We start from the raw sequence: 23,121 nt of genomic DNA on the forward strand, positions 1-23,121 counted from the left end.
GAAGGCCGGGAATTCAAGGGACGAACAGGACATCGGCGACCTGCCCCCGCGGAAGAAAAAAAACGGTACGGATGGCAGAAACGTAAACAACGTAGCAGAGGCTTCCATCTTCTTTTTGAACGCGGCAAAGATGCCGCGTCTACGTTGAACACCCTTATATTCATCGTTCTTCCTGTTTACGACAAACCTCACACCAGCCGCCATCCACCAACTCCCGACTACGGACTCCTACTCTCCAACAATTCCCTGATTTTCCGCAGCAGCGCCTCGGGCGAATACGGTTTCTGGATCAATTGTGTGCCGTCGTGCAGCACGAAGTTCGTGTGGACGGCGTTTACGCTGTATCCGCTCGAAAAGAGGAACCGCAGGTCCGGATGGTCCTTGTGTAGCGCCTCGTAGAGTCCCTTGCCGCCGAGTTCCGGCATGACCACGTCCGCCAGCACGAGATCTATCTTTTCTTTGCTTTCGCGAAATACGCGGAGCGCATCCATGCCGTTGACCGCCGTCTGGACCGTGTACCCCGCTTTTTCGAGGATGCGCGCGGCGAGGTTGCGGACTATTTCGTCGTCTTCGGCCAGCAGGATGGTTTCGTTGCCGCCGCCGGCCCGCTGTTCGATCTTGGCGCCGATTTTCGAAGCCGCCCGTTCGACGATCGGCAGGTAGATCTTGAATGTGGAGCCCTTGCCCACTTCGCTGTACGTCTGGATCATGCCTTGGTGCTGCCGGACGATGCCGTAAACGGTGGCCAGTCCCAGCCCCGTGCCCTTGCCCAATTCCTTGGTGGTGAAGAACGGCTCGAAGATATGCTTTCGGGTCTCGGCTTCCATGCCGTGGCCGGTATCGGTGACGCTCAGCAGCACATACCGTCCCGGAACGGCCCATGCGTGCGTCGCGCAGTAGTCGCTGTCGAACACGACATTCTCCGTTTCGATGGTCAACTCGCCGCCGTCGGGCATGGCGTCGCGCGCGTTGACGCACAGGTTCATCAACACCTGCTCCATCTGGCCGCGGTCGGCGTGGACCGTGCCCAGGCGGTGACCGGGAATAATGCTTAAGCGAATATGTTCGCCGATTACCCGGCGAATTATTTTCATGATATTTTCGACGACCTCGTTGAGGTCGAGGTCCTCCATTTCGAGGACCTGCCGGCGGCTGAAGGCCAGCAGTTGCCGGGTCAGGCCCGCGGCGCGTTCGGCGGCCTTGGCCACTTCCTCGGCGAATTCGCCCAGTCTGTCTCCCTCCGGCAGGTGGTCGAGTATCATCTGGTTGTATCCCACGATCCCCTGCAGGAGGTTGTTGAAATCGTGCGCCACGCCGCCGGCCAACTGACCCACCGCCTCCATCTTCTGCGCCTGTATCAACTGTTCCTGCATCTGTTTGCGATCGGTGATCTCGGCAATCATATGAATCGCGCCATTGAAACGGCCATCGGCATCCACAATCGGATCCACGGTGATTTCGTACCATGATGTGCCTATTTGCAATTCCATGGTTTCACGCCGCAGGCTTGTGCGTGCCCGAAGTATTGGGCATTCCGCAATTGGAGCGTCTGTGCCGTGGACGACGTCCCAGCAATGCTTGCCCGCCAATTCTTCGGGCTTCAGACCGAAAATCCGATAGGTAGGATTATTGCATCGCAGTATTTTTTGGGTGGAATCCAAAATCCAGATGGCGTCGTGGGTCGAATCGAAGGTCTTCTGCCATTGTTGGCCGATCCGGGCCGCCTCTTCTTCGGCGCGGACCCGGTTTACCGCTTCGGCCAGGATATCGGCCACCGCTTGCACGAAAAGCACATCGTCGTTTGTGAACGATCGCCGTTGCCGGGTATGCAGGCCGAGCACGCCCCAAGGTGCTTCCTGCTTGCCGATAATCACGCTGATGCCGCTGACCACTCCGTGATCGCGAAGCAGGGGCGGGCCCTTGAAACGCGTTTCCGAACGCAGATCGTCCACAATGACGGGTGTTCTGCTCTTGAGCGTGAATCCGGCTTGCGAATCCAAGTCCGTTCCAACGGTGGCCTTTCCGACAAGCCCCTCCTTCCACCCGATTCCGGCGCGCAGCAGCAGTGCACGGCCATCGGGAAGCAATTCCAGGATTTTACTATATTCTGTTCCCACTATTTCGGCGAGTTGGACAACCGCCTTGTCGAACAACGATTGTAAGTCGTTGTTTTCCAAGGCGGCTTTGGCGAGTTTTGCCAAGGCGCGATGTTGTTGTTCCTGGACAAAAAGTTTTTCTTCAAGCCGCCTGCGGTCAACCATTTCCCCGATCAGGCGGGCCGAGGCTTCCAGCCGGCGCTTGGCCATCTCGATGATAAACGGGGGACGCGATTCATAGGCTTTGGCGCGTTCCAGCAATTCTTCATGGCTGACACCGTAGGCCGCGGCGAGTTCAGCCAGTTTCGCGGGATCGCGGGGCGGGTCGCCGTAGCCGACGTTGATGGAACCGACAATTTCATCGCCGGCCTTTACCGGAACGGCGTACACGTGAATCCCGCCGGCGCATTCGATATCCACGGGGCCGCCGGATGCCATGGACGCCCGCGATGCGCTTTCCCAGCAGGATTCGTGGCATAGCCATTTGCCGCAAGCCAATGCGACGCGGTTGTCGTCCGTGCCGCACAGCTGCCGCGATGCGTTATCCATGAATTGGCACCAACCAGAAGACAATATGCCCAGGGCATAATCGCCATTCTTCTCGTACACGGCCGCGGACGTGCCCAACAGATCCAGATATTCCGAAACGATATCGAGCAGCATGTCCTTCCCCACGGACGACCGGATCAATCCGTTCTCGTTCAATTCGGTAAGATCCCCGTAGAGCGGCGCATACGGGTCGTCGGCCGTGGGGGGCTTTTTCGTCAGCAGCCATTCGATGCGGCGCAGGGCCTCTTCGCCGCGCACCGTTTCGGCCGATTTCCAGACCGCTTCCATCAGAAGGGTCAATTCCAGGATGTCCGTTTCGGTGTAGTCCGTGGATTTGTTGGCAATACCGACCACGGCGACAATCCGGTCCTGGTGGAAAATGGGGACGGCCAGGAATCGCGTGAGCCTGACATGACCTTCGGGATAGCCCTTTTTCAAGGGGTGATCGGCCTGAAAATCGTTGACGAGGATCGGCTTCCGCTGGCGGACGGCCTCGCCCCAGATACCCGTCTTGTCCAGTTCGTAGCAGGTCTGGGGATTGATGACGGCGCATTCCTTCATCACATCCTTTGACCAGGTGTTTAGCTCGAACTGCCTGCGCTCCTCATCATAGAAGTAGATATATCCGATCTTGCTTTCGGTCAGGCCGATGGCCTTTTCCAGCGCATAATCGAGGAAATCCTGCCGGTTTTCGGCGCGATATTGCAGAATGTCCGCCAGTACTTTCAGGCGCTGCATATTTCGTTGGTTCTGTTCCTCGACTCGTTCGCGCGTCCGGCGAATGGAGATCAAAGGCGCCAGGTAGGAAGCGACGGATTCCATCCGGCTTTCGTCGGTTTCATCGTATTCCGTCTCCTTGTTCGCCACGACAATCAATCCAAACAGTTCGTCTTCAAAGAAAATGGGAACCGCAATGCACCTCGTCAACGACACATGACCGGATGGCGGATGCAACGGCGCATTGGTTCGCAGGGTCCGTTTTTCCAACAGGGATTGCCCCCAAAGACCGCCCCATGCCGCGCGCGGAAACACGAAGGTTTTGTCCCGAACCTGGCAACAATCCCAAACATGACGGGTAAGCGAGGGACAGACCAGATCGCCGTTGTCGTTGATGTAACCGAACAAGCCCAGCGGGCTTCCTGTGTGCCGCAGGATTAGTTCCAGGACGTCCGCGTAGGCCTCGTCGCCCGGATGCGTCAACAGGACGTCGGCAATGCCCTTTTGCAGGGCCAGTTCGGACAAGGTTTGCCGCAAGGTTTCTTCCGTCCGTTTTTTATCGGTGATGTCTAAAAATACGGTGGAAAAAAACCCTTTGGCCGGGCTTCCCGCGGTTATGGCGAGATGTTTTCCGATGGGAGGGAAAAAACTCTCGAAAGAAGCGGCTTCGCCCGTTTCCGCAACACGTGTGTAGATATCGAGAAAGGGGGCCGATCCCGTTCCATACAGTTCGGAGGCCAGGGATCCCGCGGCGCGATCCCTGGACAGGCCGGTGATGCGTTCATAGGCGGGATTCACGTCGAGAATCCGGTAATCCACCGCCCGTCCGTCTTTGTAGACGATTTGGTCGAGGCAACAAGCAGCCGCCATGTTTTCGAAGATAGCCCGGTACCGTGCCTCGCCTTCCCTTGAGAGGGCCATGATCCGGCCTTGTTCGAAATGCGACCGTATGCGGGCGACACATTCCCTGCCATCGAACGGCATGGTGATGCAGTCCACCGCGCCCAAGCGAAATCCCTCTTCGATTTCCGCGGCCTCGATGTTGCGCCCGGCCGAAGCAAGGAACACAACGGGGATGTCGCGCGTTTCCTTGCGATTCTTCAGGCGGCGGCATACTTCGAGTCCGCTCATGTCCGGCAGGTCCGTTTCGATTGCCATCAGGCCAGGACTATACGTGGACGTTATCCGTAACGCTTCCTCCCCGCTGGATACTGTTTGCACCGAAAATCCTTCCGAAACAAGGATATTCGAGAGAAATTGCATCGGTTCCGAGTCGTGACCGACGATCAGGATTGTATTTGCGTATGCCATGAAAAAAGCCTTTCCCTTGGAACGCCTTTCATAAGCACGTAACGGTTGAAGTCCAGTTTGTTGCGAAAAGGGATCCCCGGAAAATAGGCGATCGCTTCTTCCGTGAAGTAACCGCGATCCTCGATTTCATGGGTGGTAATGCAGAAGACGGCTATAGCGTTGTGAACAGGCGCCGTTGTCGCGTCGGGCCGCCGCACGGGATCGATCATGGCCGGTTCTCCGCGAGGCGCAGGGCGTTGCGTCCGGCGAGGGCGCTGCGCGCGGCGTCGAGGAGGGGTTTCATGCGGATCGGTTTCGCCAGCACGAACAGGGGCGAATAGTTCATCGTTTGGTCCATCAATTCGCTGTCCGGATAACCCGTGACGACGATGACCGGCAAGGTGTCGTCGAGTTCGCGAATCGCGCGGATGACCTGCACGCCGGAGCCGCCCGGCATGACGAGATCCACGAACGCGATGTCGGGCGCTTCCCGTTTCATTTCCGCGATGGCCTCGTCGGCCGTGGCCGCCGGGACGACCCGGCAGCCGGCCTGTTCGAGCAGAGTCGTGAACGCCTTGCGGATCGCCTCCTCGTCGTCCACGACCAGTGCGCGGGGCGGGCGGGCGGCCAGCCGATCCCCCGCCTTGCGCCAGAGCGCCGGAACCCGCCCGTCGGCGGCGCCGGCGTCCTCCGGAGGCGGCGCTAAATCCCCGTTGTCCGTTGCGTCGTCCTCGCCGGCGATGCCGGGGCTGAGATAGTTTTCTCCGGCCCGGATCGTTTCCAAAGCCGCCGGCAGTTCCTCGAAGGCGCGGTCTTCGATCATGAAACCCGACGCGCCCGCCATGAAGGCGCGCAACGCGAGACGGCTGTCGTTGTGCCGCGAAATCACGAGGATCCTCGTGGCCGGCGACCGTTCGACGAGCGCCCGTATGGACGGCACAAGGTTTGCCCGGGCCATTCCGTGGGACAGAATCACCATGTCCGGATGTTCCTGTTCCGTTAGACGCAGCATCTCGCCGGTTTCGTTCACGGTCCACTTCAGGTCGAAGCCCGCGTGATGTTCGATGGCGCCGTGCATCGTTTCGGCGGACGCGCCGGCGAAGAGCAGTTTACAGGTCGCTTGGGTTGTCATTTTTCCGAATGCTCCATGGAACCGCTTTCGTTTCCGTTGCCGGCCACGCCACCGCGCGCGCACACACGGCGTTGCGCCGTCCTGCTTTGCAATGGCGCCGGATGGCAGCCGTCCGGCCGCTCATCAAGCAATACTATACTATACAATAAACGCCGGCGGTTGGGTATCAGAAAAATCCTGATACCTGGACTTTGTGCATGACCGATGAGGATACCCGTCAAATGAGGTCGTACACCGGACCGGTGAGTCCTGTAGGGATGGTTTGAGAAGATCCGGAAGAAAGCCAAAAGACCGTCCCTCCGGGATTTCGTGCCGAACGCCGTCTCATTCGACCGATTCTGAAAAAAGTATAAACGCCTTGAGGCTACCGTGTTCTCGAAGTCGTGAACGTCTCAGAATGTAACGCCGATTTCCAAATCGGCTTGCTGAAATACAAAATGCCGATCGGCATCTTGCCGCTTTCAGGCGTGTTGGCGAGTCTGAACCCGTTATGAGCCCGAAATTCTCACCACAAAGAATGCATGGATCGCGTGGAAGCCTCGCGATGGCCCAAGACCCCTGCGTGTTGCGCGCGGTATCAGAAGGGATGATGTGACGAACCATCCGTCACGAACAGAAGCCCCTTTTCCACGCGCGTAATTCGTTCATTCGTACACTTTTGTGATCCTTGCGATCCTTGCGGTTGTGAGAGATTCGGATTAGGCGCGCGGTTTTGCGGATTTGTCCGGACAGTGGTACTATCGTTGCGATCATGACATTCCGGCAAGTGGGCGGAATGGAACATCGTTCACATCGAGACAGTGGTCCTTGACGGGGCCGCAAACGGTATCCCGTGCCGGTGGGCGCAGGTGTTATCGCCGCGCACGACGGGGATTTTGCGGAGTCGGGCGCCTGTCCGCCCGGTGAAAAGGCGTATGTGCGCGTGGCGGCCTGCCCCCTCGCTCGCGATGGGTCCGAAAATGGATAGACTCTTGAGGATTTTTAGCGCGTTATTGGCAATGGGCCTGCTGGCGTTGGCGGTCGGCTGCGGCTGCGGCGTATCGAAGGACGCGAACGTAATCCGCGTGACGCGGAACATCGGCGGGCGCGAGGGGTTTCGCCGGCATTTCGACGGGTGGAAGGCGGCCTTTGAGAAGAAGAACCCCGGCTGGATCATGGAATTGATCGATCTCGGCAACATGGAAGGAACGGAATATTATAAATCCCGCATTGCGACGGACGATCTGCCGGAAATCGTCATGACGTGGGAAATGACGAATTTCCTCGCCGACGGCGGGCACCTGGTTCCCCTTCCCGACAGTTATTACGAAAAGTTCGGCATCGCCTTGCCCGCCGCGTACAAGGGCAAACGGTACAACACGCAGTGCGGCCTCCAATTGCAAGGCATCGTCGTCAATAAAAAGATGTGGGACGACATCGGCGTGACGGAACCGCCCGCGACGTGGGATGCGTGGTTCGCCGCGTTCGACCAACTCAGGGCGAAGGGTTATAAGCCGCTGGTGTTCGGCGGGCGCGAATGGCCGGCCTCGATGCCGCTGTTCTACGCCATCGCGTCGGATCTGTACGATCGCGCCACGACGCCGGAAGCCGGGACGCCGTCGTGGACGATTCGCCGCGACAAGGGGGAAATCTCGTTTGCAACGGACCCGATCATGCCGAAGATCATGGAGACAATGATCCGGCTCGTCGAAAAGTACGTTGACAAGGGCGCGCTCAGCGACGGGTACAACGAGGAGCAGCGCGCGTTCTACGGCGGCAAGGGCGCGACGTGGATGATGGGTTGCTGGATGGCCGGCGACATCGAGCCGAACAAGGTGGATTTCGACATGGCGTACTGGCCCGTGCCGTCGCTTGTCGGACGGCCTCCGGTCTTCATACGGACATCCGGCATGCAATCGGGGTGGGCCGTCACGACCTCCGCGACGGGCGAAAAACTCGAAAAGGCCATGTCCGCCATGGAACTGTTCTACGATCCGGAGGTCTACCAGTTGTTCCTGGACGGCGAGTGCCAGTTCGCCGAGGCCGCCAAAGTGCCCGTCAAGGGACCGAGGAGCGATTGGCCCCCCGCGCAGCGTCTCATTGACGACATGCAGGCGAACCTGAACAAGTATGGCACGACGCTGGGATACCATGTCGCGCTCGACGATTTGCCCCCGCCCACCATGACGCTTATCCTGGCAAGGATCATGCAGGAAATCGTCGCCGGCGAACGCGACGTCAATAAGTTGCTCAAGGCGCTCGACGCCGAATGGGACAGCGCCCGAAAAGGGACGTGAAGACCCGCGCGCGTTTCGCCATCGGCACGGCGTGCTGCGGGTTGCCGTTCCCGTTATCCGTGGCGAATCAGGAGCCGAAATAGGTCCGGAGCGCATCCACGTAGGCTTCGGCGAATGTCTGCCGCCACGAGGGATCCGCCAAGTTTTTCCGGTCAATTTCGTTGGTGATGTTGGCGGATTCGATGAGGATTTTGGTCGGGATTTGGGTATTGCGCAACACGGCGGGCACGTAAACGCGCCCTCCGTCCTGCCGGATTTGTGAACGGATCCAATCGCCTTCCAGGTGGCGGCGGATGCGTTTCTTGCCCAGGGACTCCATGACGTCCTCGGCGAGATTGCGCGACAAGGCCTCGTCGCGCCGGCGTTCCGCCGCGCTGAAGGTCACGGCGCGGCATTCCCGTGCCTCCCTGAAGCGATCGTAAATGCCGCCGCCGGGTTCCTCGCGCGGGCGGCGGTAATTCGCGCCGGGCAGGTAGATCATCGTCCCGCGCAGGCGTCCGTCGAACAGGGCGTCGGTATGAAAACTCGTGAAGATCATTTTGCGGGGTTCGACGCCTTTTGCGGTTTCGGCGCGAAAGATGGCGTTTGCAAGGTACCAGCGCAAATTCGCCGAAATTTTCGCGTCCTCGTTTTCATAATGGGGAGTCGTCAACACCACCACGCGATTGTCGGGCGAGAACCGCCGCGCGTCGCTTGTCGCATAGCCGCGTTTCAAATCCTTCGTGGTGACGTACACTTTCGCTTGCGTTTTTGTTTCCAGTAATTGTTTCACGCGGCACACGATGTCATAGTTGATGGCGTATTCGTATAATCCGGAGGCGGCATGTTCGGCGCCGCGGTCGCGTCCGCCGTGTCCGGCATCCAGCACGACCACGACGCCCTGAAGGTCCTTCGAACGCAGGCGGTCCTTGCGCAGCCGCTTCGCTTCGACGATGGTCTCGTCGTATTCCTGGCGGTCCTTGTCTCCCCGGGGCTTGTAGCGGTTGGACAACATGTCGAGGGGAATCAGAATTTTCTGGCCGGCCTGCATGTCGCGCACATCCTTGATGCCGCTGCGGCGTTGGATGACGTCGCAGGCTTCCAAGACGGCGTTATGGCCCTGGATATCCGTGAAGCGCACGACGACGGCCGTATACAGCGCCTCGCCGGACTTCAGGCGATAGACGGCATAGGGTCCTTGGGCATCCGAACCGTAGGTAAGTTCCGCGGCCAGCGCGTCCAGGTTTGCGGGCGCCTCTTCGGACGCCCGGGCCGTGTCGCCGGTGGTTCCGGCGGATTTTGCGTCGGCTTGCGCCTTCATTACGTCGAGCAGCAGTTCGGCGGGAATCAAAACACGTTGCCCCTTTTCCAGCACGGTGTTCGCCGCGTGATTGCGCTTGTCCGCCATGACCACGCGATAATTCGTGCCTTTGCCCGTCACCCATTCGCACAGCGCCCAGAGTGATTCTTGGCCCTCGCGCCCTTCGCACAACACCGTATGCCACCAGCCCGTTTCGTCCACGGTGTCCTGCCTGAAAATGGACAACAGAACCTTCCGCCGCGTTTCCCCGTTCAACTGATCGAAACGAAGAGCAACCGCCACGCGGTCCTTGTATCGTTGCGCATCCTGCGGATTGGAAAGGTATCGGGCGAAAAAGGCCGCCGGATCCGCGCCTTTCGGCGGACGGCATTCGGCAAACAATTGACGGCCATCGCGCAACACGCCCACCAAGCCCGGTTCGACCGGCGCGTAGACAGGTTCGCCCCCGTGCGCTTCCACCGCGCACAACGCCACGACCAGACAAAAAGCGTATACCCGCACAAAAGGCTCCCTCTTATCCTTTACAACGATGGATTGTAGCCTATTATTTTTTGGAACACAACAGGTTGTATGTGGCCCCGGATTGGATTGTAAAGAACGCGGCAAGATGCCGCGTCTACGGCGCCGACATTTTCTTGATGGAAAAACAGGAGACAAGGCATGACACAGACGACACGGTGTTTCGTCCAATCGTCGCCGCAGGGGCGAGAAATGCGTGCGTCCGCTACGGATTTGATTTGCCGGACGCGGTTTTCCAATCCTCGAGGGACCATGGTTCCACAATCGGCAGCCGGCCTTCCTCGATGGCCGCGCGGCAGGCGTCCATCCATGCGCGGGCTTCCTCTTTTCCCCGCGCCCTGGCAAGGCCTTCGTAAAGCGCGGGTAATTCGGCCGGTGCGATGCGGAACGATTTGCCGCCCCAGTCCCACGTCGTCGAAGCGATGCGATGGACCAGCCGGGCGGGCGTAAGGTGGCGCGCGAGACGGCGGCATGCGATGAGTTTCAGTTTCAGGGGACCGGGGGAGGGCGGTGTCACCACGAAATCGCCCGAAGCCACCTGGGGCATGTCCATACCGTCGCGGCGTTCGGCGTCATAGGTGCGCGCGATGATTTCCACCATCCTGGCCTTCAATTCCTCCGTTTGCGCGAGGGTGAAGGTGTGTGGTTTGGCGACGTTGATGAAGAATTGGAGGTCGCGGTTGACGCCCAATTCGTGATACCCGGAAAGCCATTGCGTGAGATAGGCGTACACTTCGCGCCCGCGATCCTTGCGGTGGTGCCGGTCCGGCAGGAAGATGGGGCCGCCGCGGAACGGGCGCACAATCCAGTTCGGCGCGCGTTCATGCAGCAGGCGCAGGTTGGCGTGTTCCGCGCGGGCCACGTCGCTGTATGCGCCCTCGTGCTTGGCCACGACGAATCCAAACACGAACCGTTTCCGTTTCGCGTTGAACGCCTGCAGCCGGAAAATCAACTGATATTTCCCCTCCTGAAACAACTCGAATACGAGCGAGGTCACCGCCGAGGGGCCCATCACGTCCTGGATAGTGGGAAGGATGAAGCGGTCCGGGCCACGCAAGGACCATTCCGTCGCGCTGGCCAGCGTTTCCAGTTTGTAAAACCGCTGGATTTCACGGCCCCAGAAATCCAGCATCGGCACAAGATTCAACCACTGAATCCGCGGACCGGCCGCGTCGTGGATTCCGCCGCGTATCCGGCGAGCGTCCGGCGCTTTCTTTCTTTTGGACATAGGCAGCATTCCTGAATCGGTTGTTGGCCGCGGTCATTGTACAGGAAACGGCTTCTCCATTCCTTGTTTCGCGCGATGCGCGGGTGATAGCATAACGATGGGCATGAACACTACGTGGAGGCTTTTCCGATGAATCGTTATGTCGCTTTGGCCGTGCTGGTTGCGGGATGGATAGGTATCGTTTCGGGCGCCGCGGCGCGCGGGGATCTCGGCGGCGGATTGTTGGGCAATCTGCCGCTGCTGAAGGATTTCACGGCGGCCCGCCAATCGAGTTTCGATCCGTCGGGCGGAAACGCCGACGGGCGCCAAGACTGGCCCATTCAGCCGGGCGAAACGCGGCCGATGGCCCTTATCGAAGGAGCGGGCGCAATTACGCACATTTGGGTGACGATCGCATCGGACGATCCGAGGCACCTTAAAAACCTCGTTCTGCGGATGTATTGGGACGGCGAGGAGCATCCGTCGGTCGAGTCGCCAATCGGCGACTTTTTCGGGCTGGGCCACGGCAAATATTACCAGTACGACTGCCTGCCGATTCAGATTGGAACGAGCCATGCCCTGAATTGTTTCTGGCGGATGCCCTTCGCGAATGGGGCGCGGGTGACGGTGACGAACGACGGCCCGGTCGCGTGCGGCGCATTTTACTATTACGTGGACTACGAGCAATACAAGAGGCCGATGGCGGACGCCGCCTGTTTCCATGCGCAATACCGGCAGGAATACCCCTGCACGCCGGGCCAGAACTACCTGTTGGTGGAAGCGAAAGGGCGCGGGCATTACGTGGGCTGCAACCTTTCGATCCACAACCGCGCGGACGGATGGTGGGGCGAGGGGGACGACATGATCTATGTGGACGGCAGCGAGAAGCCCGCCCTGCACGGCACGGGATCCGAGGATTACTTCTGCGGCGCGTGGTGTTACGGCCCCGCGTTCAGCAACCCGTATTTCGGCTGCCCGCTACGCGGGGAACACGCGCGCAACGCGTTGTGGAACGTCTACCGCTATCACCTGGCCGATCCCGTTCCGTTCACGACCGATATTCGTGTGACCATCGAACACGGCCATGCAAACGATCGAAACGACGACTTCTCGTCGGTCGCGTATTGGTACCAGACCGAGCCGCATGTGCCGTTCCCGCCGCTGCCGGCCCCGGATGAACGGCTGCCGGGCGAGGCGACGGTACACGGCGAGGCCGGCGCCACGGAAGCGGAGGAACTGGCAACCGCAATCGGCGCGGAAGAGGTGGTTGTGCAGCCGATGGGCGGTTACGGCGGGGAGTGGAGCAACGGCAGCCATCTCTGGTTCCGCCCGGACGCGCCGAAGAACTACGCCATCCCGGTCCCTCCGGCCGGGGAATCCGACGCAGGCGCCTACAAGGTCGAACTTTGGTACACGGGAGCGCCGGATTACGGGACGTGCGAACTGTGGGTGAACGGCGAAAAGGCGGCGGCGTGGGACGGCTACGACGCGGGCGGCGTCGTGCGGCGCAAGATCGAATTTCCGATCACGCTCAAAGCCGGCGCGAACACGATGGAATTACGCATTACCGGCAAGAATGACGCGTCACAAGGCTTCATGGCCGGCCTTGATTGTTATCGCATCTCGCGCATGTAACGGCAAAAGACGGGAGGGTTGCGAAATGCCGATGCCGATCAAAATCCAGGAAACGGATTTTCCGGGTGTGTTGTTCATCGAGACGGGATGTTTCCACGACGAACGTGGTTTTTTTTCCGAAACGTATTCAGCCGTCATCTGGCGCGAGGCCGGTTTCGCCGAACGCTTCGTGCAGGACAACCTGAGCCTGTCCGTCAAGGGGACCATGCGCGGACTGCATTATCAGTTGGAACCGCACGGCATGGGAAAACTCGTTCGGGCGATCAAAGGCGCGGTATACGATGTCGGCGTGGACTTGCGCAGGGGATCGCCCACGTTCGGCCGTCATTTCGCCGCCACGCTGAAGGAAGGCGACAACCGCTGGCTGTGGCTGCCGTCCGGGTTCGCGCACGGGTTCGTGGCGCTGGAAGACGACACGATGGTCTACTACAAATGCAGCGGCATGCACGCCCCGGAGGCGGAGCGCGCCCTGCGATACAACGATCCGGCGCTGGGCATCGCGTGGCCCCTCGCGCCGACGGTCGTGTCGAACAAGGACGCGCAGGCGCCCCTGTTCGCGGATGCAGAATACAATTTCACGTTCTGAAACGGGAACGCTTCCCTGAAGGACGGCGAAAATGAATTTGAGACGCTTTGTCTGGCGAAACGCGTTGCGCAACAAGCGGCGCACGGCGCTGACGATGCTGAGCATCGGCTTCTCGCTGTTTCTTTTGATGATCCTCCTCACCTTCATGGGGATGCTGTTGAACCCGGTGATTGAAGACGACTCCGCGCTGCGCCTGCTGACGATCCGCACCACGTCGCTCGCGGACATGATGCCGATTTCGTATCTGGACAAAATCAAGCGCGTTCCGAACGTGACCCATGCCGCGCCGCTCCAATGGTTCAACGGCACATACCGCGATCCCAATTACCAGTTCGCCAATTTCGCGACGGATCCCAAGGCCATTTGGGAAATCTATTCCGAACAGAAAATCGCGCCCGAACAGGTCGCGGCATTCATCGCGGATCGCACCGCCGCCGTCGCGGGCGAGGATCTGATGCGGCGGTACGGATGGAAGATCGGCGACCGGTTCACGTTGAACGGCAACATCTTTCCGGTGGACCTCGATCTGAAAATCGTGGGATCGTTTACCGCGCCCATCACCCAGAACATGCTGTATTTTCATTACGACTACTTCAACGAGGCCATGGGCGGCCTCAACCAAGCGGGATCCTACGTCATTAAGGTGGCGGACGCGGCCTCGGTGCCGCTCGTGAGCGAGGCCATTGACGCCATGTTTCGCAACACGCCCGCCGAAACGAGGACGCAAACCGAAAAGGCGTTCGTCCTCGGATTCGTCTCCATGCTCGGCAACATACAACTGATTATCCTGTCGGTCGCGGGCGTGGTGGTGTTCACGATGCTGCTGGTATCGGTGAGCACCATGGCGATGAGCGTGCGCGAACGGTTGCGCGAGGTGGCCATTCTGCGCACGATCGGCTTCTCGCGCTGGACCGTCATGGCGCTGGTCGTCGCGGAGGCGATCTTCGTCGCGCTGGCGGGCACGGGCATGGGCATCGCGCTGGGCGAATCGCTGCGATTGATCGATCTGGACCGGATCACCCAGGGTTTCATCCCCAAATTCGATCCAAGCCTGTCCGCGTATCTCTCGGTACTGGCCGCCGGCATTGCGATCGGCTTGATCTCCGGTCTTTTGCCCGGATGGCAAGCCACGAATACCCCCATTACAAGCGCCATGCGGCAATTGGAATAAACAATGGAATAAACAATGGAAGAAATTCGGGAGTCAGTGGTTGGTGATGGGCGGTTGCTGGTCAGAAGTCAAGATGGCGATTTCCAACTCCCAACTCCTAACTCCTTGTCAAGGACAACATGCTTATCCCCATCAAATACAACATCCGGTACTTGGCGGCGCGCTGGCGCGGCACGATGATTACCGCCGCGACATTCGCCCTCGTCGTGGCGACGTTCATCATCGTGATGTCGCTCGCACAAGGCATCGAACGCGCCCTGACCACGACGGCCAATCCGCTCAACGTCATCATCATGCGGTCGGGCGTGCAGGCCGAGGGCCAGAGCGAGATCGGCATGGAACAATACCGGATCGCCCGTGGCGTGCCGGGCGTTGCCACGGACGAGAACGGCGACACCATCACCGCGCCCGAAATCCTTGCCATGGTGAACAAGCCGCGATACAACGGGAAAATGACCAACCTCCAGATACGCGGCGTCGAGCGGATGGCCTTCGTCCTGCGGCCGGACGTCCGAATCGTCGAGGGACGCATGTTTCGTCCGGGACTGCGCGAGGCCATCGTCGCCCGTACGATTTCCAACCGGTTCCAGGGCTTCCGATTGGGCGACACGCCCCGGCTCGGACGCGGCCATTTCACCATTGTCGGCATTTTCGACGCACGCGGCACGGCCTACGATTCGGAAGTGTGGGCGGACGCCCGCGAAATCATGCAGGAATTCGACCGGGAACGGTACAGCACGGTGGTCGTCCGCGCACGCGACGAGGACGCCGTCCAGCGCATCAAGGACTACGTTGACAAAGATCCCCGCCTGAAACTCATGGCGAAAGACGAGGCCGCCTACTACGCCGAACAGACCAAGACCGCCCGGCCCGTGCGCGCGTTCGCGATGTTCCTCGCGTTCACCATGGCCATTGGCGCGTGTTTCGCCGGCATGAACACGATGTACGCCAACGTTGCCAACCGCGTCCGCGAAATCGGCACGCTGCGCATCCTCGGATTCACCCCCGCGGCGGTGTTGGCCAGTTTTCTGATCGAATCCGTCTGCCTTGCGCTGATCGGCGGCGCCGTGGGCTGCATCGCCGCCCTGCCCATCAACGGACTCGCCACCGGCACGACCAACTTCGACTCCTTTACCGAGATCACCTTCCACTTCACCATCACCCCGCAACTGATGTTGCGAGGCATGGTCTTCGCCGCATTCATGGGTCTTTTCGGCGGATTCCTCCCCGCATGGTCCGCTTCCCGCCAGCCCGTCCTTGCCGCCCTCCGGCAGGTGTAGCGACCGCTGGTTCGACAAAAGGCCTCGCGTCCTTCTGTCACATTCCTGAACGTGTGCGAAAAAGGCGTGGGACAGGCTGTCGAGCCTGTCCGCAAAAAAGGCGTGGGACAGGTTGTCCAGCCTGTCCGGCGGCGCACGTTTCCCCGGAGGATTCCGCGTCTGTGGTAATGGTAGAAGAGTCTTCCAGACTCTTGTGCTTCGCCACCGGGATGCGGCAAGGATGCCGCGTCTACGTTTGAACGAACGCGCCATGCTGAAAAACGCGGACGGTCTTCACCCGCCAAGCGGCATTTGCGTGTAACGGCCTTCGGTAATTCTTCGGGTATGAAGTCTATACATGCACACGTCCAACAGTGTAGAGTACTGCGTGTTGGTGGGAGTGGTCGAAGAAGTGAAGGTGTTTGATGGACGGCGCGAATCTGGACAGTGAACTGTCGAAGTTACGGATTGACAAGGAACGCAAGCGGGCGCGGCGCAATCGCGGGCGGCGGGTTTGGGCCGTGCTTGCCGCGGCGGTGGTTTGTGCGGGCGGTGTTCTCGCGTATGGGAAATGGTCCGCGCCCCTAACGGTTACGACGGCGCGGGTGGAAGTCGAGACGGCCGGTTCGGGCCGGGGACCGGCGCTGGTTACGGCGAGCGGCTATGTGGTTCCGAGACACAAGGTCGAGGTCAGTTCCAAGATCATCGGACGCATTCAGGACATCCGTGTAAAGCGCGGCGACACGGTCAGGCAGGGCGACGTGCTGCTGACCATTGACGACGCGGAGTACCGGGCGCGATTGCAGGCGGCGGAGGCCCAGGTCGAGGCCATCAAGGCCCGCCTGGCGGAACTCGAAACCGGGTCGCGTCCGCAGGAAATTGCGGCGGCCGAAGCGGCGGTGGCTTCGTCGGAAGCTTCGCTGCGCAACGCCGTCCTCGATTTGCGCCGAATCGAGGCGCTCGAAAGGCAGGGCGCGATCGCGCGGCAGGAACTGGATCGTGCCCGCGCCGCGCGCGACATGGCCCAAGCGCGCCTCGATGCCGATCGCAAGCAGGCTGAACTGGTCCGGATCGGTCCGCGGCGCGAAACGATCGAAGCGGCGCAGGCGCAGTTGCGGCAGGCCGAAGCGAACGTCGAGGCCGCCAAAACGGAACTGGATTACACGATTATCCGCGCGCCCATGGACGGGACCATCCTCGAAAAACTGGCGGAACAGGGCGAACTCGTGACAAACATGAATTTCGGCGGCACGCGCGGCGCCAAGAACTCGGTCGTCTCGATGGCGAATCTCGGCGACTTGCAGGTCGAGGTGGATCTGAACGAGAGCGAAATATCGAAAGTGGCGCTGGGCCAGAAGGCGGAGATCCGGCTCGATTCGGTACCGGATCGCGTGTTCGACGGTGAAGTGGACGAAATTTCGCCGCAGGCGGATCGCCAGAAAGGCGCCGTCCAAATCAAGGTCCGGTTGACGAATCCGGACAGCGCGGTCAAGACCGAATTCAACGCGCGCGTGACGTTCCTGGGCGAACCGCCCGCCGACGCGCAGGGCGTCGAGGCGCGGCCCCGCCTCCGGGTTCCAAGATCCGCCGTGGTCCGAACCGGCCCGGATCCCGTGGTGTATGTCCTCTCCGAAGGCCGGGCCAAGGCCGTGCCGGTCAAGACCGGCCCGGAAGGTGAAAACGGCGTCGGGATCGAAGAGGGGCTTTCGGGATCGGAAATTGTCATCACGGGACCGATGGACAAGATCGCGGACGGCGCGCACGTCGCGGTGGCTGAAAAATGAACGACACGGGAAGGCCGGGCCGGCCGATTATCCAGATTCGCGGTCTGCGGAAAGTATTTGTCCACGGCGAGGCGGAGGTGGTGGCGCTGGACAATATAGATTTGGATGTGCAGGCGGGGGAATTCTTGTCGTTGATGGGTCCGTCGGGATCGGGAAAGTCAACGTTGCTGCACATTCTCGCCGGTATTGACCGCCCGACGAGCGGCGAATGTTGGGTGTTGGGCCGCGACATCGGCGATCTGGGCGAAGACGAACTTTCCGAATGGCGGAGCGATCACATCGGCTTCATCTTCCAGTCGTTCAACCTGATTCCCGTGCTGACGGCGTTTGAAAACGTGGAAATGCCGCTGCTTCTCACCGATCTGTCCCGGAAGGAACGCGCCGAACATGTGCGGACGGCGCTCGACATTGTCGGTCTCGGCGATCGCATGACGCATTACCCGCGCCAACTGTCCGGCGGGCAGGAGCAGCGCGTGGCGATTGCCCGCGCGCTCGTGACCGATCCGGATCTCATATTTGCCGACGAGCCGACCGGCGACCTCGACGCCCGTTCCGCCGAAGACGTGTTGAGCATCCTGCGGAAACTCAACCGCGATTTCGGCAAGACCATCATCATGGTCACGCACGATCCGAAAGCCTCGACCCACGCAACCGTCATCCGCCACCTCGATAAGGGCGAAATGCTGCCCTGATCCGGCAATTCCCATGCAACAGGTGGATTTACGCGACGGCCAATCCGGCCAGGCGCCGCGAAACGGCCCCGTATCCCATGATGCGGGCAAGCGCCAGGGGCGTCAAACCGTCGAGATAAGGCGCCGGGACCAGCGGATCGGCGCACGCGTCGAGCAAGAGATCCGTTATCGCCGCGTTGCCGGTGATCGCGGCCCAATGCAGCGGCGTCAAGCCCTGCACGCATGCGGCGTTCGCGTTGGCGCCGGCATCGAGGAGCATCCGCGCAATATCGCTGTGCCCATTTCGGGCGGCCTTGTGAAGCGGCGTCTCTCCGATCGAATCGCGCAAGTCGGGATCCACGTTTTCCGACAACAACGCTTCGACCACGCGGCCCAAACCCAAGGCCGCCGAACGATGCAGCAGACTCGAACCGGCCAGCCCGCTTTCGCGGTCCGCCCGTTCCAGCTGAAGCATCAAGGACGTCAGAACGCCGTGGTTGCTGTGTTCTGCGCGGCTCAAAGGCGTCTCGAACGCATCGTCCATCGTGTTCAGCCATGTATTCGTCATTTTCCGTTCCTCCGGGTTCACACAATCTACTGTGTTGGGTCCCGAGGGTGTCCGGGTTCCGCGTCCCGGTCGCGCCCAGTGACACTCTTTGCATGAAAGAGAGCAACCGCCATGCCGGGAAAACCGGGTGAAAATACCGGCAAAATCCAGTAAAACCGAACCGGAACCGCGTCCGGATTCGTCAAAATGACAAAGGACTGCCGCTTCTGAAAAAGCAAACCGGAAATCGGCTGGCAAAAACGGCTTTTCGCCCGTCAGATTCTCCAACTTGACCTTTTGTCCTTGAACGTTGGGGGCGGATCTGACATCGGGGCGCTTGCTGTGCTAATCTGTGCGCACGAGGAATCCGGACCATGAATCTCCAGTGGGTTGACGAGAAATGCCATGCGCTGGCTGTGCTGAAGCAGCAGGGACAGCATGAGGGCGCGTTGGCCGTCATTGGTGAACTCGAACCGCTGGTTCCGGGCAATATTCCGCTGCTTTCGCTTCGCGCGCAGCATTTGGCTGCGTTGGGCCGGAACGACGAAGCCGCGGTCTGTTGCGAAACGGCGCTCGCGCGCGTCCGCGAGGCGCAGGAAGACTGCGCCGCGATGCGCGATCTGCTGAGCGCGGAACAGTTGGACCATTGGCAGATGGTGCTGGAGGCGCTCGAACAGCCGATCGCCGCGCTCCGGGACAAACTCAAACCCAAACCCAAACCCGCGCGGGACGATCGCGAGCAATTGCAGCAGGTCGTCGAATCCTTGCGCCGCGAACTGCAACTCGTGCGCGGCATGGCCGAGGAAGCGTCGGATTCCGAGCGACAACTCGCCTCCGAAGTCGAGCGTTTGCGCGCGGAGGATGAGGCGAAGAAGAAGGCCCTCGAGGAAGCCCGCCGCGAACAGGAAGCGCTTCGGCAGTCGCTCGAGGCGCGCGAAGAGGCCTTGGCGGCGGCCGAACGCAGCAACGCCGAGCGCGAAGCCCAGGTTGCCTTGCTTCAATCCGAACTGGCGGCCCTCGGCGAACAGGCCCGTCGCACCGTATCGTCGGAACAGGCGCTGTCGGCGGAACTCGAACAGGTGCGCGCCAACGAACGCGCCAAATCGGAGGCGCTCGAACACGCGCGCGGCGAGTTGCAACAACTTATGCAGACGCTTAGCGAGCGCGAGGCCGCCATTGCCGAAGCGGAACGCCGAAGCGCGGAGCGCGAGGAAGTGCTGGCCCGGCTTCGCGGTGAAATGGACGGCCTGCGCAATCAGGCGGGGGATGCAGCCCGATCCGAGCAGGCGCTGGCGGCGGAAGTCGAGTCGCTCCGCACGAACGAGGCGGCCAAGGCCAAGGCGCTTGAAAATGCGCGGTTGGAACTCGAATCGCTCAAGACAGCCCTTCAGGATCGCGAAGCCGCCATTGCCGAGGCCGAGCGCAAGAACGCGGAACGCGAACGGGCAATGGCCGCATTGCAGCAGGAACTCGGCTCGCTGAAATCGCGCGCCCTACAGGCCACGGAATCCGAGGAACGCCTCCGGGACGAAGTGGATCAACTGCGGGCCACGGAAACGGCCAAGTCGCAACTGCTCGAGGGCGCGCGCGCCGAACTGGACGCGCTCAAACACGCGTTGGCGGAACGCGAAACGGCCATTGCCGAGGCCGAGCGCAAGAATGCCGAGCGGGAACGGTTGCTTGAGGCGTTGAATCGGGAAGTCCAGGGACTGCGGAATCAGGCGGCGGGCGCGGCCAACGCGCAGGAAGCCCTGTTGCGCGAGGTGGAACAGTTGCGCGCCAACGAGACGGGCAAGGCGCAACTGCTCGAGGCGGCGCGGGCCGAACTGGAAAGCGTGCGCGGGGCCCTGCGCGAACGCGAGGCGGCCGTGGCCGAGGCCGAGCGCAGGAATGCCGAGCACGAACGGCAAATGGCGGCGTTGCGGGCGGAACTCGACAGTGTGCAGGAACGGACGCGCAAGGCGGCCGATTCCGAACGGCGCCTGCTGGCCGAAATTGAACAACTGCGCACCAATGAGCGCGCGAAATCGCGTGAACTTGAAGACGCCCGCAAGAATCTCGAATCGCTGGAACAGACGGTGCGCCGGCAGGAAGCCGCCGTCACCGCAGCGATTCAGAGCAATACCGAGAGCGAGGAGGCCATTGCCGCGCTGCAACGCGACCTCGCCAAGACCCGCGCGCTGGCCGAAAAGGCGGCGTCGTCCGAGCAGCGGCTCGTGTCGGAAGTCGAGCAGTTGCGCACGAACGAAAGCGAAAAATCGCACGCGCTGGGCGACGCGCGATCGGAACTTGAGCAACTCCGGGCGGCATTGGCCGAACGGGAAAGCGCCATCGGCGCGGCCGTGCACAGCCGGCAGGAACAGGAGCGCGAATTGGCCGCACTGCGCCGCGAACTCGAGGAATTGCACACGCATGCGGCCGATGCGTCGAGTTCGGAACAGGCGTTGATGGCGGAGATCGAACAACTGCGCGCCAACGAGCAGGCAAAAAGCGGGGAACTGGAACAAGCCCGCAACGAACTGGCCGCGCTCAAGGAGTCGCTTGCGGCGCGCGAAGACGCCGTGGCGGCGGCCATGCGCAGCAGCGCCGAACATGAACAGGCCATGGCGGTGCTGCGCGAGGAATTGAATGCGCTGCGCGGCCAAGCCGCGAAGGCCTCCAGTTCCGAGGAAGGACTGCGGGCCGAACTGGATCAACTGCGCGCGCAGGGCGACGCCAAGTCGCAGGCGCTGGACGAGGCCCGCGCCGAACTGGAAACGCTGAAGGGCACGCTGAACGCCCGCGAAGAGGCGATTGCCGAAGCGCGGCGCGGCCAATCCGAACAGGCGCAGGCCATGGCGGCGCTCCGGCAGGAATTGGAGGGCTTGCGCGCCTCGACAGCCCGCGCGTCCGATTTCGAGCGTGGCTTGCTTGCGGAAATCGAACAACTGCGATCGAACGGCGACGCCAAATCGAAGGCGCTGGACGAGGCCCGCGCGGAATTGGAAACGTTGCGCGCTTCGCTTATGGAACGGGAAAAGGCCGCCGCCGCCGCCGAACACAGCCGCCTCGAACAGGAAAAAATTACCGAATCCCTTCAGCAGGAACTAACGCAACTGCGCGCGCAAACCCGGAATGCCTCGGCGTCCGAACAATCCCTGATGGAAGACCTTCAACAGATTCAAAGCCGCGAGCAGGCCAAATCGAAAGAACTCGAACGGGCGCGCGCGGAACTCGAAACCCTCCGCCAATCGCTGCAGGCGCAGGAAGAGGCGCTGGCGGCCGCCCGGCGCGATCGATCCGAACAGGATGCGGCCGTGGCGGCCATGCAGCGGGAGCTGGACCGGCTTCACGGTGAAGCAGCCAAAGGATCGGACGACGAGGAACGCCTGGTACAACAAATGGAAGCTTTGCGCGCCGCGCAGAACGCCAAAGCGGAAGAACTGGACAAGGCGCAAGCCGAATTGGAACGCCTCCGCGACCAACTGGAGAAAAAACCGGAGGCTGTCCCACCGGCGGGTCCACGGAGTTACACGCCGCCGCCTGAATCCCATCCCGCCGAAGCGCCCGCGCGCCGGGGCCTATGGCTTGCCCTTGCCGCCGCTTTTCTCGTGCTGGTTGTTGCGGGCGGAGGATACCTCCTGTTGAAAGGACGGGCGCCCTCCGAACCGGTTTCCGCGCCCATCGTCGCGACAACGCCTTCCCTGACGCCGGAGCCGATCCCACCGCCCGCCGAACCGGCGCCGGTGGTGGACGAAAAACCCGCAGCGCCCGTGTTGCCGGAAGCGGACAAGCCGCAGGGGCAGCGCACATTGGTGTTTCCCAACAACCGTTCGATGGGCCAGTTGTTCGAACGCGATTGGAATGCCACGGGCGCCAAACCATGGAAACCGATAGGGCGCGCCGAACGCACCATCACGATTCCGGCGGGGAAAGTCGTTAAACTGGTCGTGAATCAGAGCGACAGCAAGGACCTGTCGCCGCTGGTTCCCCTTGGCCCCGATGCCCTGCACACGCTTGTGCTTATCGGCAACGATGTGACCGACGTCAGCATGGCTTCGCTGGCCGGCATGACCGGACTAAGACGGCTCGATGTCAATTCGAGCGGCGTGACGGATGCGGGGTTGAAGCACCTCGCGAACCTTTCCAACCTGCGCGAACTCAGCCTGGCCGGCCTCAAAATGACCGACGAGGGATTTTCCGTGATAAACCATTTTCCGTTGCTCGAATCGCTGAGCGTGACGGATTGCGCGATTACCAACGCGGTCCTTCCGCACGTGAAAAAACTGACCGGTTTGCGCCGGCTGACCATTTCGGGGACGAAGGTTTCGCAGGAAGGGATGACCCTGCTCAAATACGACATGCCCAAATGCGAAATCACCCCCTGACTTTCCCCGCGCCGC

The 23,121-nt window shown here is 61.1% G+C and carries 14 protein-coding genes; 8 read left to right on the forward strand and 6 right to left on the reverse strand.

Features of this window, described 5'->3' with window-relative positions; translation table 11 throughout:
• Window positions 1-218 precede the first annotated feature (218 nt).
• From P5540_13975 to P5540_13985, 3 genes are read right to left on the reverse strand one after another with little or no spacing between them, the layout of a single operon-like run.
• Window positions 219-4,673, reverse strand: a complete 4,455-nt coding sequence (locus tag P5540_13975; GenBank protein HRT65924.1) for a GAF domain-containing protein — start codon at window positions 4,671-4,673, stop codon at window positions 219-221.
• Window positions 4,649-4,882, reverse strand: a complete 234-nt coding sequence (locus P5540_13980; GenBank protein HRT65925.1) for a hypothetical protein — start codon at window positions 4,880-4,882, stop codon at window positions 4,649-4,651. Before P5540_13980 ends, P5540_13975 begins: the two co-directional genes overlap by 25 nt.
• Window positions 4,879-5,784, reverse strand: coding sequence for a response regulator (locus tag P5540_13985; protein ID HRT65926.1), 906 nt, complete (start codon window positions 5,782-5,784; stop codon window positions 4,879-4,881). The genes P5540_13980 and P5540_13985 overlap by 4 nt, the downstream gene beginning before the upstream one ends.
• A 971-nt stretch (window positions 5,785-6,755) precedes the next feature.
• Here P5540_13985 and P5540_13990 point away from each other — a divergent pair.
• On the forward strand, window positions 6,756-8,060 hold the full coding sequence (locus P5540_13990) for an ABC transporter substrate-binding protein (GenBank protein HRT65927.1): 1,305 nt from the start codon (window positions 6,756-6,758) through the stop codon (window positions 8,058-8,060).
• A gap of 67 nt (window positions 8,061-8,127) precedes the next feature.
• Here the strand turns inward: P5540_13990 and P5540_13995 are convergent, their stop codons facing one another.
• Both P5540_13995 and P5540_14000 read right to left on the reverse strand, forming a co-directional pair.
• Complete coding sequence (locus tag P5540_13995; protein HRT65928.1) at window positions 8,128-9,861, reverse strand: N-acetylmuramoyl-L-alanine amidase; 1,734 nt, start codon at window positions 9,859-9,861, stop codon at window positions 8,128-8,130.
• 223 nt (window positions 9,862-10,084) lie between these two features.
• Window positions 10,085-11,107: a hypothetical protein gene (locus tag P5540_14000; protein HRT65929.1), complete on the reverse strand. Its 1,023-nt coding sequence runs from the start codon at window positions 11,105-11,107 to the stop codon at window positions 10,085-10,087.
• Between the two features lie 129 nt (window positions 11,108-11,236).
• Here P5540_14000 and P5540_14005 point away from each other — a divergent pair, with 129 nt between their 5' ends.
• The 6 genes from P5540_14005 (at window position 11,237) to P5540_14030 (ending at window position 18,213) form a co-directional block, all read left to right on the forward strand.
• A complete protein-coding gene (locus P5540_14005; protein ID HRT65930.1) occupies window positions 11,237-12,721 on the forward strand; it encodes a DUF2961 domain-containing protein in 1,485 nt (494 codons plus the stop codon).
• A 31-nt stretch (window positions 12,722-12,752) separates the two neighbouring features.
• Window positions 12,753-13,307, forward strand: coding sequence for a dTDP-4-dehydrorhamnose 3,5-epimerase (gene rfbC / locus P5540_14010; protein ID HRT65931.1), 555 nt, complete (start codon window positions 12,753-12,755; stop codon window positions 13,305-13,307).
• Window positions 13,308-13,338: 31 nt separating this feature from the next.
• On the forward strand, window positions 13,339-14,478 hold the full coding sequence (locus P5540_14015) for an ABC transporter permease (GenBank protein ID HRT65932.1): 1,140 nt from the start codon (window positions 13,339-13,341) through the stop codon (window positions 14,476-14,478).
• A 119-nt stretch (window positions 14,479-14,597) separates the two neighbouring features.
• The gene (locus tag P5540_14020) at window positions 14,598-15,758 is read left to right on the forward strand and encodes an ABC transporter permease (GenBank protein ID HRT65933.1); all 1,161 of its coding nucleotides are present in this window, start codon (window positions 14,598-14,600) and stop codon (window positions 15,756-15,758) included.
• Window positions 15,759-16,162: 404 nt separating this feature from the next.
• Window positions 16,163-17,521 carry an efflux RND transporter periplasmic adaptor subunit gene (locus P5540_14025; protein HRT65934.1) on the forward strand — a complete coding sequence of 453 codons (1,359 nt, stop codon included), beginning with the start codon at window positions 16,163-16,165 and terminating at the stop codon, window positions 17,519-17,521.
• Entirely contained in the window at window positions 17,518-18,213 is a 696-nt protein-coding gene (locus tag P5540_14030; GenBank protein ID HRT65935.1) for an ABC transporter ATP-binding protein, read from the forward strand. The genes P5540_14025 and P5540_14030 overlap by 4 nt, the downstream gene beginning before the upstream one ends.
• A gap of 28 nt (window positions 18,214-18,241) precedes the next feature.
• Here P5540_14030 and P5540_14035 read toward each other — a convergent pair whose 3' ends face one another.
• Window positions 18,242-18,760 (reverse strand): ankyrin repeat domain-containing protein, encoded by a 519-nt coding sequence (locus P5540_14035; GenBank protein ID HRT65936.1) that lies wholly within the window; start codon window positions 18,758-18,760, stop codon window positions 18,242-18,244.
• 353 nt (window positions 18,761-19,113) lie between these two features.
• Between P5540_14035 and P5540_14040 the strand changes: the two genes are divergently transcribed.
• On the forward strand, window positions 19,114-23,106 hold the full coding sequence (locus P5540_14040) for a hypothetical protein (GenBank protein ID HRT65937.1): 3,993 nt from the start codon (window positions 19,114-19,116) through the stop codon (window positions 23,104-23,106).
• Window positions 23,107-23,121 lie beyond the last annotated feature (15 nt).

It is taken from the genome of Candidatus Hydrogenedentota bacterium (assembly GCA_035450225.1).
GTDB lineage: Bacteria > Hydrogenedentota > Hydrogenedentia > Hydrogenedentales > SLHB01 > DSVR01.